The sequence below is a fragment of the Planktotalea sp. genome, from assembly GCF_018607965.1.
GTDB lineage: Bacteria > Pseudomonadota > Alphaproteobacteria > Rhodobacterales > Rhodobacteraceae > Planktotalea.
This window is the reverse complement of sequence record NZ_JABBAM010000138.1, coordinates 1-11,164: the sequence shown is the minus strand read 5'-3', so window position 1 is coordinate 11,164 and position 11,164 is coordinate 1. Positions and strand designations below refer to the sequence as shown.

Here is an 11,164-nt window from a genome sequence, read left to right as displayed (position 1 = left end):
GGAACGGTCGTTCGACGAATTTTCCAAATGTCTCTGTCGTTCCAAGGAACGCAACGTAGGGTTCGCTAAGGTCATACTTTGGCCCCCTAAATTTCAAGCGCGACCCTTCATATTCACATATTTCGTAGTCCAGACCATTTGAACCCGTTCCACCATAGGACATCACTACCCATCTCATAAATCTCACCCAATCCGGACGTTGCATTGATTCCCTAAACAAATTGCTAAAGTGCAAACTTGAGATAAACTTGCTCAAGCCGCTCTTGCAGAGCCACGTTCCGGCGGCCTATTGTCAGACAGATTGATTAGGAGACCCACATGGATATCAAGCACATCGGAGTTGTTGGCGCCGGACAGATGGGTAATGGCATCGCACATGTCTTGGCATTGGCTGGCTATGACGTTTTGCTGAATGATATCAATGGTAAAGCACTAGAAGCCGCAATTGCAAGGATCGATAAAAACATCGAACGCCAAGTGCAAAAAGGTGCGGTCAGTGCCCTTGAAAAGGCCGACGCAATGGCGCGGATCAATACGACGCTTGAGTTAACCGAGCTTGGCCAAACAGATCTCGTGATCGAGGCCGCGACAGAACGCGAAGAAATTAAACATAAAATTTTCGCGGCTCTCATTCCCCACTTGGCAGACCATACGATTCTAACCTCGAACACCTCTTCCATTTCGATCACGCGCCTTGCTGCCGCGACGGATCGCCCCGAACGTTTCATGGGCTTCCATTTTATGAACCCAGTTCCATTGATGCAGCTTGTTGAGCTGATCCGTGGGATTGCGACGGATCAGCCGACCTATGATGCCTGCCTCAAAGTAGTTGAACGCCTTGATAAAACGGCCGCATCCGCTGAAGATTTTCCAGCGTTTATCGTTAACCGCATTCTAATGCCGATGATAAACGAAGCTGTTTACACGCTCTATGAGGGTGTCGGATCTGTTCATTCTATCGATCAATCTTTGAAGCTGGGCGCCAATCATCCAATGGGGCCACTAGAGCTCGCAGATTTCATCGGCCTTGATACGTGTCTTGCGATTATGAATGTTCTGCACGACGGCTTGGCGGACACAAAATACCGCCCTTGCCCGCTTTTGACAAAGTATGTGGAGGCCGGTTGGCTGGGACGCAAAGTCGGTCGTGGATTTTATGACTACCGCGGCGACGTACCGGTCCCAACACGATAGAGCATTACTTTTTACCTAACGCCATCGTGTGATCCCGTAGCCAAGCAACAAAACCTCTCGGATTACTGGACCATTCCTTAAGCGTTTCTTTAGGAATGGGCGCTCCAACGATCGGTTTTTGCGGCTTTCCACAGGCGTGCATGACTTCATGGATCAACAAACCCTGCCGCAACGTCGACGAAATACGGTTCGCAATCTGGTACGTTCGACTGTTTTGCCCCGGGAAGTGGATCGGTACGACCGTCGCGCCTGATCGTTGAATCATCTTCGCCGTGAACGGGTTCCAATTTTTTTCAATCGCGGGGCCAAACCAAGTTTCCGAACAGGCCACGACACCCGATGGGAATAGAACAATCACGCCGCCGTTCGTTAGATAATCCATCGCACGTCGCCGCATATCAAGGCTTTGCTCACGTGCATTTTCTTCATGTGGGAAAGGCACTGGGATCATAAACTCTTCGATTTCGCTGACACCCGTCAGCAAAGACCGCGTCAAAATTTGGTAGTCCGTGCGCACACGTCCGATCAATTCTGCCAAGATCATGCCATCCACCAAACCATGAGGGTGGTTCGCAACAATAATCACAGGGCCCTTGGCTGGAATGTTAGCAATTTGCTCTTGTGGCGTTTGCAGCTCGATTCCCATGTGGCCCAAGGCTTGTGACCAAAAATCTTGACCATCCGCAGCGCCATCGCGTTCGAAACGGCGCACGAGCCGGATCAATGGGATCTTACCAGTAAGCCATTCCATAACGCGAATTGTCATGGATTTCCAAGGGTTTGTGAACGTATTAGCGTAAGACAACTTGCGCTTGTCGTAGGGCGCAGGTTCGCTAGGCCCTACGTTAGATGCCGTCATAGTCGTGGGTGTTTGCGCTCTGTCAACCATGATCAAACCTGTGTTTTACTGTTTTCGTGTATTGCAGTTTGCAGAATTCTAGCAGTCTTCTCCGAAACGGTCAGCAACTAAAGCGTCCAACGCATCGGCAAGTGCAAGTGCATCAGGGCCGCTTGTTACCACGTCAATACTGGTCCCTTTAGACGCAGCCAACATCAAAAGCCCCATTATGCTGTCCCCAAGCGCACTCATGCCGTCGCGGCTAACTTCTGCTGTTGCATCGAACGCCTCCACGACCTCTACCAATTTTGCGGACGCACGCGCATGAAGGCCCTTTTCGTTTATGATTTTAAGGGTCTTATTCACAATCTCAGACATCGATTTTCACCCTTAATTCAAGTATTTGAAATATTCTGGCTGTCAATATACTTACGTCCAGCATCCATCGCAGCCCGTACTGCATCGCCCACCGATAGATTGCGGCTTTTGGCAAGCTTCACGAGCATTGGCAGGTTTGCGCCATAAAGGATGCGACGCCCATCAGGTTGGCATGCGCGCAATGACAGGTTTGAAGGCGAACCGCCAAACATATCGGTTACAACCACGACACCACCACCCACATCCACCGCTTCTGCAGCCGTGCAAATTTCATGCTCTTTGGATTGGCGATCGTGGTCAGATTCGATTGCAATAGCTTGAATGCCAACTTGCACCCCCACAACATGCTCAATCGCAGCGAGATATTCCCGCGCGAGGCCGCCATGTGCTACAATAACAATCCCAATCAAATTCAAAACCTAACGATTAAAGTTCGCATCAAATTGCGCTTGTCACGCGATCCAGCTCTCGGTGCCTACATGACACTTGCCAGCCGGCTTGTGCAAGCACCTGCGCAATTGCTTCCGTCACGACAACAGATCGATGTCGCCCGCCAGTACAACCAAACGCAATAGAAAAATTTGACTTACCTTCTTCAAGGTATGCTGGCAAAAGCGAACCGCACAATGTGCTGACCTGCGTGAAAAACGTGTTATAACGCGGATCTTCACTAACGTACTGCGCTACATCCATGTCGCGCCCAGTTAACGGGCGCAACGCAAGTTCCCAATGTGGGTTGCGCAAAAAACGACAATCCAAAACCATATCTGCAGACCGAGGCAGGCCACGTTTATATGAAAATGAGTGCAAGGACACCGCAAGTCCCTGTTCTCGCTCAAGTGAGAAGAGCGCGGTCATCTCTGCACGCATGTTGTGTGGGCTCAAATCAGAGCTATCAATCAAAATATCGGCGCGCGCGCGCACAACAGCCAGCATTTGTTTTTCACGTGCGATCCCGCGCAGCGGATCCTCAGAACCTGCCATTGGATGACGCCGACGTGTTTCCGAGAAGCGGCGCAACAAAACGTCATCGGAGCAATCGAGGTAGAGCACATCAAAATCAAACGACGTTTGTAAAGACAGTTCGGCGATCGCGTCCATCAGGGCTATTGTCGAAAACTCTCGGTTACGCGTGTCCAACCCAAGCGCCAATGGCCGGTCATGCGCTGGTCCTTGAAGCAACCTCGGCAATAAAGAAAGCGGTAGGTTATCTATCGATTCATAGCCCAAGTCTTCTAGCGCGTTTATCGCTGTGGAACGTCCTGCACCTGACGGCCCTGTGACAAGCACCAAGCGTTGTTTTTCGATTTGCAGTTGCGCACTTGCAGACATTTCTTAAAGACTCATTCAGGTTTCTATGGCGTTCGTAGCCTTAAGATATTGCAAAATCGCAAAAGGCAAAACACCCATCTCGGTTTTGTGAAAAACCCTCACATCAATTCCGCATAACGTTCTAACCTTTTCGACAGGTAAACGTTCCGTTTCCTGAATATCCAGATCAATCACGCATACGACATTCGCTTGATCCTTTGGAATCGACGTCAAAATACCGAATCCACGTGCCTCGATTTGACCTTTGATCGCGCTGGGGCATCGTGCCATCAGCCGGCAATCTTCGGGTGTGATTTCCGTTTGATCGTCTGCAATCAGATCGCAACCAAGCGCCATAAGATGAAGCGCAAGGCTGCTTTTTCCACTGCCAGAAACGCCACAAATTAACGCCGCTTTGCCGTTCCAAGCAATTGTAGTTGCATGGAGATGTGCGCCTTGCATTTCGGATTAAATCGGCAAACCGACAACGAAGCGCGCACCGAGTGGTTCGGACGTAACATCTGCTGCCGTTGGACGGATATTTTCCGCCCAGATCACACCACCATGTGCTTCAACGATCTGCTTGGAAATAGCCAAGCCAAGCCCAGAGTTATTCCCAAATTGTCCCTCCGGACGCTCTGAATAGAAGCGTTTAAAAACTTTGCTCAACGCTTGCTCAGGGATGCCCAGACCGGTGTCTTCAACAACAACAAGCACACGATTTTCACGCTGGCGCGCCCAAACGCGGATCGCATCACCATCTTCACAAAAGCTGGTTGCGTTGGTGATTAGGTTCACACACACCTGCGCTAGACGTCCCTCAAGACCAGAGATCATGATAGGATTGGCGGGCAAATCTGAAATGAATTCGATCCCTTGTTCCTGCGCTTGTTGGCCAAGATATTCAGTCAAATTCCCGACCATGTGTTGCAGATCGAAGGATTCTTTCTCTTCTTTGACCAATTCACTATCAAGTCTGGATGCGTTTGAAATATCACTAACAAGGCGGTCCAAGCGGCGCACGTCATGTTCAATGACTTGCAACAGCTTTTCACGTTGATCGTCCCGCTTAGCCACACGCATTGTACCAACAGCAGAACTTAAAGAAGCCAAGGGGTTTTTAATCTCATGCGCAACATCGGCTGCGAATTGTTCGTTACTGTCAATACGATCATAAAGTGCAGCAACCATGCCGCGCAGCGCACCGGACAGACGTCCAATTTCATCGGGGCGCGCTGTTAGAACGGGAATGCGAATACGCGCAGGGCTGACTTTGCCTCTATCATTGCGTCGTCCGACTTCAGCAGCCATCGCAAGATCAGATAACGGGTTCGAAATTGTTGATGCCAAAACAAGGCTAAGTCCAATGGAAACCAACGTCGCAATCAAGAACATTTGCAACACGCGTTCACGTTCGCTTTTTACAAGCTGGTCAATTTCGCCTGCCGCACTTGCCAAAGCAACTGTACCGACGCTTTGACCGTTAACCATAATAGGAGTTGTAACAGTGAAAATCGCACCGCCCACAGAATTCAAACCCTTACCAACAACCGTTTCGCCACTAGAAGATTGAGCAACCAAATCATTCAACTGCTCTTCAAGGGATGGCACCTGAATGGGTTCGTTGTTGTCGAATGGCGATGTCGTTAAGTCCCAAAAATTGGACAAAGCGTCGACGATAATCGTTGTGCCTCGTTCGGAACCAAGTTCTGCATTTAAGTTCGCTGTGCTGCCAGTCGCATTGGCGACCAACCCGCCTTCGGGCCCAAAAACAAAAACTTGCACAGAGTTGCGAAGATCCAGTGCGCCAAGGGTAGATTTTATGTCTTCATCTGACTCTGCAAGGCCCGACGCGTCATCAATAGCGATCTGAGCTTCGAAAACGTCTGCGACCAGTTCGACTTCACCCACGAGGGATGCAGCACGCTGGGATGCAAGACTGTCGCGCGACGAATTCAGGTAAAGAATTCCTGCCACTAAGATGTTCAGCGCAATCAGATTGAAGGTAATGATCTTGCGAGTCAAAGGAGACCGTTTCAAAGATAACAATCCACGACGCGCGCGCCGATCGCGCGCTTCTTTTTCAACGGTGCTATCTGGCGCGATCCAATCATCGCCCAGAACCACGTCCATCTCTTGGCGCGCTCGTGGAGCGCGCCTAGGCGTTATGCGTTCAACGAGCGCCATTATTCTTCGTTGTACCGGTAGCCAATGCCATACAGTGTCTCGATGGCAGAAAACTCTTCATCCACGGAACGCATCTTCTTGCGCAGGCGCTTGATGTGGCTGTCGATTGTACGGTCATCAACATAAACTTGATCGTCGTACGCGACATCGATCAGTTGATCACGGCTTTTAACAAACCCTGGACGCTGCGCGAGTGCCTGTAGGAGCAAAAATTCTGTTACGGTAAGCGTAACGTCTTTGCCCTTCCATTTCACAGCGTGGCGCAATGGATTCATGACAAGTTCGCCGCGTTCGATCACCTTGTTTTCGCCCGTTTCGGGTACGACGACACCGTCAAGAGTATCCTGACGACGCAAAAGAGCGCGGATACGTTCAACGAGCAAACGCTGGGAAAAAGGTTTCTTTACGTAGTCATCCGCCCCCATACGCAGACCGAGAACCTCATCAATTTCATCGTCTTTAGACGTAAGAAAGATGACTGGCATAGACGTTTTCTGACGCAAGCGTTGCAGCAAGTCCATTCCGTCCATGCGCGACATTTTGATGTCTAGAACAGCCTTATCTGGCAATTTGCGATTGAACGCATCCAGTGCCGTTTGACCATCATTATAAATTTCAACTTCAAAGCCTTCGGCTTCTAGAGTCATCGAGGCCGACGTCAGGATATTACCGTCGTCGTCCACCAACGCAATTTTCGACATGCCTGTTTCCTTCTGTACTGCTCAATTACCAGTTTATTTTTTTCACAATGAATCGCGTGTTTCTCTACACAGATCAATCCCAGACCGCGAATCAGCAGTAAATGTGTGCCTTATTTGGCACCTAAATTAGTTACTTTAAGATCAACACAACCAAAGGCGTTGGCCACTTGATGTGTCACGCCCCACCTAGATCACCCCTGAAAACACGAAACTTTGGATGGTTGCGCTAACTGTGCCAAAGCGTCCTGTTCACGCGATAAATCATCATGTTAAGAACTGATATCGGAGCGCCAAAGTGGTCCCGTCAGCCCGAAAACGCGCTGCGTTTGGCTGTAAGTTAAAGCAGGTCGCGCTACCGCGGCGACAGGAGTTTAATATGACAACTGGACGGGTAAACCCTTCTTTCAAGCTCGAAGATCAAGGCATCACAGAACTTGGATCAGTCTATTATAACCTGATGGAGCCTGCATTGGTCGAGGTTGCGCTGAAAAACGGCGAAGGCGAACTGGGTAACGGTGGAGCGTTCCTTGTGACCACTGGAAAATTTACAGGGCGTTCGCCAAACGACAAACACGTCGTGAAAACACCTGATGTGGCTGACAAAATCTGGTGGGAAAACAACCGCGAAATGTCGATCGAAGGCTTTGATGCGCTGCATACAGACATGCTACAGCACATGAAAGGGCGCGACTACTATGTGCAAGATCTGGTTGGTGGTGCGGACCCCGCGCATTCAATCGATGTGCGTGTTGTCACTGAACTCGCATGGCATGGTCTGTTCATCCGCACGATGCTGCGCCGTCCTGAGCGCGATATCTTGGATGATTTTGTCGCAGACTTTACCGTCATCAACTGCCCAAGCTTTCAGGCAGATCCTGCGCGCCACAACTGTCGCTCTGAAACAGTGATCGCAATGAACTTTGAAAAGAAGTTGATCCTAATCGGCGGAACGGAATATGCGGGCGAGAACAAGAAATCCGTCTTCTCATTGTTGAACTACTTGCTGCCTGAAAAGGGCATCATGCCAATGCATTGTTCAGCGAACCATGCAAAAGGGAATCCAGTCGATACGGCCGTTTTCTTTGGCCTTTCCGGGACGGGCAAGACAACCTTGTCCGCCGATCCTGCGCGCACATTGATTGGCGACGACGAACATGGGTGGTCTGATAAAGGCACGTTCAACTTTGAAGGTGGCTGCTATGCAAAGACCATCAATCTGAACCCAGGAGCCGAACCAGAAATTTACGCGACGACCAGCAAGTTCGGGACTGTGATCGAGAACATGATCTATGATCTTGAGACTAAAGAGCTGGACTTCGACGATGATAGCCTGACCGCTAACATGCGTTGCGCCTACCCGTTACACTATATCTCCAATGCTTCAGACACCGCGCTGGGTGGGCACCCGAAGAATATCATCATGTTAACCTGCGATGCGTTCGGCGTTCTGCCCCCCATTGCGCGCCTCACTCCGGCGCAAGCGATGTATCATTTCCTATCCGGTTTTACCGCGAAGGTTGCGGGCACAGAGCGCGGCGTGACCGAGCCACAGCCAACCTTCTCAACGTGTTTTGGAGCGCCTTTCATGCCACGCCGTCCAGAAGTTTACGGCAACTTGCTGAAAGAAAAGATCGCGGAACATGGCGCAACCTGTTGGCTGGTGAACACGGGCTGGACGGGCGGTGCATACGGGACAGGATCGCGTATGCCGATCCGCGCGACGCGAGCATTGCTAACGGCTGCTTTGGATGGATCGCTCTCAAAGGTGGATTTCCGCAAAGACGCAAACTTTGGATTTGATGTCCCTGTGGAAGCAAACGGCGTGGCAGAAGTTCTTTTGAACCCAAGCCGCACATGGGACGACACCGCAGCTTATGATCGCCAAGCCGCCAAGCTGGTGCAAATGTTTGCAGACAATTTCAAACAATATCTTCCCTATATTGACGACGACGTGAAAGCCGCAGCAATCGGCTAAGCGCTCTCGTATGTCCTGAATTTTTCAAAACGCCCCAAGTTTAAAACTGGGGCGTTTCTTTTTGTGATCCGTGCCTTAAGTTATCGGATATGAAATGGATATTACTTCTTTTGTTCTTGCCAAGCGTGTCACTGGCCCAAGGATTTTCTGGCCTCGGCTCTGATGCGGCAAGCTTTGCTGTACCTGAACGCGGCACGTCCCTTTCCTTTCCCCGCGATCACGGTCCGCACCCAGATTTCAGAATTGAGTGGTGGTATTTAACAGCAAACCTAAGCGCTGAGGATGGAACCCCTTATGGTTTGCAATGGACTTTGTTTCGTTCGGCTCTTGCCCCGAAAGATGCGGCGGGCTGGAACAGTACACAACTTTGGATGGGACACGCTGCGGTCACGACCCCCTTTGCACATTTCGTGACAGAACGCTTAGCGCGCGGAGGCATCGGCCAAGCGGGTGTTTCGATCAAGGACGGGTTCGAAGCATGGATAGACGAATGGCATATGCATGGTACGCAAGATCTGAACACCTTGAAAATGACCGCAAACGGGATTGATTTTTCATACGATATGAATTTGCTGGCCCAAGGCCCTCTCGTCTTGCAGGGCGATGGCGGTTTCTCAGTTAAATCATCGGCAGGTCAGGCCAGTTATTACTATTCGCAACCGTTCTATGAAGTTGAGGGTATTTTGTCGCTACCTGAAGGCAATATCGCTGTCACTGGGGATGCCTGGATGGACCGCGAGTGGTCATCCCAGCCCTTGGCCGCAGATCAAACTGGGTGGAACTGGTTTTCCCTTAGCTTCGATGGCGGCGCGCGCATGATGGGTTTTGTTCTTCGATCGGATGGGGGGGCCGATTACACATCGTCCACTTGGATCGATGCGGACGGAATTTCCTTACCAATGCCAAATGGTGCGTTTCAGGCGAAAGCGTTGGAGTGGTCAGAGGTTGCACAACGTAAGGTTCCAACGACTTGGGCGCTGAGTTTGCCTGATAAGGGTGTTGAGTTAACCGTCAGCGCGCTGAACACGCAAGCATGGATGGAAACGTCAGTGCCATATTGGGAGGGGCCGATTTCGATTGAAGGATCTCATTCCGGGCGCGGTTATCTTGAGATGACAGGATATTAGGGGCTCTGCCCCCGCGCTGTGCGCGCCCCCGGTATATTTTTGGAAAAGGGAAGCTGGGGCGTGATCGCGAGAGTGTGACGATATCGTTGGTGGCACATCTTGGTCTGTACGTGTAGCACATTCACATGAAAACTGATTTCACTTTGACGCGCGATTTAGTGCTGATAGGCGGTGGGCATTCACATGCGCTTTTGCTTAAGATGTGGGCGATGAAGCCTTTGGCAGGCGCGCGTCTGACGTTGATCAACCCCGCGCCCAGCGCACCATATAGCGGGATGCTGCCAGGGTTTGTTGCAGGGCACTATAGCAGCGACGAACTTTATATTGATTTGGTCCGATTGGCGCGCGCGGCAGGTGTGCGGGTTATCTTGGGCAAGGCAAGCCATATTGATCGCGCAAACAAGCACGTGATTATCGAAGGGCGTCCCCCTATCGCATATGATGTTTGTTCCATCGATATTGGGATTACATCTGGAATGCCTGAATTAGAGGGATTTGCAGAATACGCAGTTCCTGCAAAGCCATTGGATGATTTCGCACGCATTTGGGATGGGTTTTGTCACGAAACAGGCCCAGCACAGGTAGCTGTTTTAGGGGCTGGTGTTGCTGGTGCAGAAGTTGCAATGGCGGCAGCGCATCATTTGCGCGCTTTGGGGCGGTCCGCACAAGTGTCGTTGATAGATCGTTCAGAGGCTTTGAGCCGCCTGGGCGATCAGGCACGTCGTAGAGTTCTGACCGCGCTAACCTCCTTGGATGTTGATCTGATAGAGCATGCAAATGTTTTGCGTGTCTGCGCAAATCATGTAGAAATTGAAGGGCGGGAAGAAATTCCATCCGGTTTGACTTTAGGGGCCGCAGGGACGCGTGCGTATGAATGGCTGACCAACTTAGGGCTACCTTTGGAAAACGGTTACGTTCGAGTTCTGCCGACTTTGCAAAGCGAAACTGATCCAAGTATTTTTGCCGTCGGAGATTGCGCACATCTTAGCCATGCACCGCGTCCTAAGGCAGGTGTTTTCGCAGTTCGCGAAGCACCTGTGTTATTCCACAATCTGCGCGCTGCTCTGACGGGCGGGTCGATGAAGGAATACCATCCCCAATCTGACTATCTGAAGTTGATCTCACTCGGGGGGCAAGAAGCCCTTGCTGAAAAGCGGGGCATTGCGCTGTCAGGGCGCATAATGTGGCGCTGGAAGGATCAGATTGATCGCAAATTTATGCGACAGTTTGAGGGTTTGAAGCCTATGGTGGGGGCTGAATTACCGTTTGAGCACACCCTAGGTTTAGAAACACATAGCGGGCCAATTTGTGCGGGCTGTGGTTCAAAGGTTGGCCGCGGCGCTTTGGTGAATGCCGCGTTCGAACACATCGGAGCAGAGCGTACGGACGTTGTTAAAATCCTAGGGGATGATGCTGCACTTTTGCAAATGGGGGATCTGCGTCAGGTCTTGAG

Annotated in this window: 12 protein-coding genes; 4 read left to right on the top strand and 8 right to left on the bottom strand. The window is 50.9% G+C overall.

Annotated elements, in window-relative coordinates; translation table 11 throughout:
- The coding region (locus QZ279_RS12655) for a DUF6473 family protein (protein ID WP_293451414.1) at positions 1 to 163 on the bottom strand (163 nt) is incomplete at its 3' end.
- 155 nt (positions 164 to 318) lie between these two features.
- On the opposite strand from QZ279_RS12655, the gene QZ279_RS12650 reads away from it, so the two are divergent.
- A complete protein-coding gene (locus QZ279_RS12650; protein WP_293451412.1) occupies positions 319 to 1,194 on the top strand; it encodes a 3-hydroxybutyryl-CoA dehydrogenase in 876 nt (291 codons plus the stop codon).
- Between the two features lie 4 nt (positions 1,195 to 1,198).
- Here QZ279_RS12650 and QZ279_RS12645 read toward each other — a convergent pair whose 3' ends face one another.
- The 7 genes from QZ279_RS12645 to QZ279_RS12615 form a co-directional block, all read right to left on the bottom strand.
- Positions 1,199 to 2,053: a lysophospholipid acyltransferase family protein gene (locus QZ279_RS12645; protein WP_293451410.1), complete on the bottom strand. Its 855-nt coding sequence runs from the start codon at positions 2,051 to 2,053 to the stop codon at positions 1,199 to 1,201.
- Between the two features lie 78 nt (positions 2,054 to 2,131).
- Positions 2,132 to 2,410, bottom strand: coding sequence for an HPr family phosphocarrier protein (locus QZ279_RS12640; RefSeq protein WP_293451408.1), 279 nt, complete (start codon positions 2,408 to 2,410; stop codon positions 2,132 to 2,134).
- 17 nt (positions 2,411 to 2,427) lie between these two features.
- Positions 2,428 to 2,820 (bottom strand): PTS fructose transporter subunit IIA, encoded by a 393-nt coding sequence (locus QZ279_RS12635; protein ID WP_293451406.1) that lies wholly within the window; start codon positions 2,818 to 2,820, stop codon positions 2,428 to 2,430.
- A gap of 28 nt (positions 2,821 to 2,848) precedes the next feature.
- Positions 2,849 to 3,742, bottom strand: a complete 894-nt coding sequence (gene rapZ / locus QZ279_RS12630) for an RNase adapter RapZ (protein WP_293451404.1) — start codon at positions 3,740 to 3,742, stop codon at positions 2,849 to 2,851.
- A gap of 15 nt (positions 3,743 to 3,757) precedes the next feature.
- Entirely contained in the window at positions 3,758 to 4,183 is a 426-nt protein-coding gene (locus QZ279_RS12625; RefSeq protein ID WP_293451402.1) for an HPr kinase/phosphatase C-terminal domain-containing protein, read from the bottom strand.
- 6 nt (positions 4,184 to 4,189) lie between these two features.
- A complete protein-coding gene (locus QZ279_RS12620; protein WP_293451400.1) occupies positions 4,190 to 5,908 on the bottom strand; it encodes a sensor histidine kinase in 1,719 nt (572 codons plus the stop codon).
- Positions 5,908 to 6,609, bottom strand: coding sequence for a response regulator transcription factor (locus QZ279_RS12615; RefSeq protein WP_293451398.1), 702 nt, complete (start codon positions 6,607 to 6,609; stop codon positions 5,908 to 5,910). The genes QZ279_RS12620 and QZ279_RS12615 overlap by 1 nt, the downstream gene beginning before the upstream one ends.
- A 376-nt stretch (positions 6,610 to 6,985) precedes the next feature.
- On the opposite strand from QZ279_RS12615, the gene QZ279_RS12610 reads away from it, so the two are divergent.
- The 3 genes from QZ279_RS12610 to QZ279_RS12600 form a co-directional block, all read left to right on the top strand.
- On the top strand, positions 6,986 to 8,584 hold the full coding sequence (locus QZ279_RS12610; protein ID WP_293451396.1) for a phosphoenolpyruvate carboxykinase: 1,599 nt from the start codon (positions 6,986 to 6,988) through the stop codon (positions 8,582 to 8,584).
- Positions 8,585 to 8,673: 89 nt separating this feature from the next.
- Entirely contained in the window at positions 8,674 to 9,711 is a 1,038-nt protein-coding gene (locus QZ279_RS12605) for a lipocalin-like domain-containing protein (protein WP_293451394.1), read from the top strand.
- Between the two features lie 125 nt (positions 9,712 to 9,836).
- Positions 9,837 to 11,164 (top strand): FAD-dependent oxidoreductase (locus QZ279_RS12600; RefSeq protein ID WP_293451392.1); only part of this gene is annotated, 1,328 nt, incomplete at its 3' end.